We start from the raw sequence: 1,001 nt of genomic DNA, 5'->3' as shown, positions 1-1,001 counted from the left end.
TTGCCGACGCCGTCGGTGACGGTGGCGGCGAGCGTGGCGGCGCTGCCGCTCAGCGGCAGATAGACCACGCCGTTCTGGTAGGCGTAGACCGTGCCGCTGCCATCGACCAGCTGGCCGTTGGCGTTCAGCGCCAGCTGCAACTGGCTGGCGCCTTCTGTCACCGTCAGGCTGCCGTGGTTGCTCAGCGCCTGCTGGTCATTGCTGTCCAGCGTCACGCTGCCGACCAAGGTGCTGGACGACAGCGTCAGCGGCGTCGGCGCGGAGCCGGCCGGGGCGCCCGCCGGCGTCAGGCCGACCTGCAGCACGGCGTTGCCGCCCTGATCCCAAAACACGATCTGGATGGCGTGCAGATTGCCGGCGGTGGCGCCGAGCGTCAGCGCGACATCGTGCTCGGTCTGCGCCTCATTGCCGGCGAACTGGCTGACCACCTGGCCGTCGACGATGATCTGGAAGCCATCGTCGGCGTTGACGTTGAGGGTGTAATTGCCGGCGGCGGCATTGAAGGCGCCGTTCAAGGTCAGGATCGATTGGGTGGTGACGCCGTAACCGCTGGCCAACTGCAGATTGGAGGCATTGCCGCCGAGGAAGGCGTTGAGGTTGGCCAGCGAATTGCCGAGGTTGTTGCCGAAGTCGGTGTTGCCATGCCAGACGCCGTTCTGATCGCCAAAGTTCAAGGCGGTGGCGATGAAGCTGGCGGTGGGGCTGTGGTTGGCCAGGTCGGCCAGCACGGTGGACAGCGCGGTCTGGCCGCTGACGGGGCTGGAGATATGGCTGTCGTTGAGGCCGTACAGCAGGGCGGTCAGGCCATTGGGCTGGAAGCTGATGGCCGGGGTGTCCGGCGGCACCACATCCAGCGTGCCGCTGTCCGCGCCGGCGGCGGAGACATTGCCCAAGGCGTTGGTTTGCGTCGCCGACACGCTGACGGCCTGGCCGTTGGCGGGTTCGGGAATGCCGAGGCTCAGCACGCCACCCGCGTAGCTGGCGCTGACGGCCGGGTTGCT

The 1,001-nt window shown here is 67.7% G+C and carries 1 protein-coding gene; it reads right to left on the bottom strand.

What is annotated here, in order from left to right; translation table 11 throughout:
• Positions 1 to 1,001 (bottom strand): PA14 domain-containing protein (locus C2134_RS19745; protein ID WP_146042231.1); only part of this gene is annotated, 1,001 nt, incomplete at both ends.

It is taken from the genome of Chromobacterium sinusclupearum, assembly GCF_002902845.1.
Classification (GTDB): domain Bacteria; phylum Pseudomonadota; class Gammaproteobacteria; order Burkholderiales; family Chromobacteriaceae; genus Chromobacterium; species Chromobacterium sinusclupearum.
Note: the sequence above shows the minus strand (reverse complement) of the source record. Positions and strands in the feature narration are given on the sequence as shown.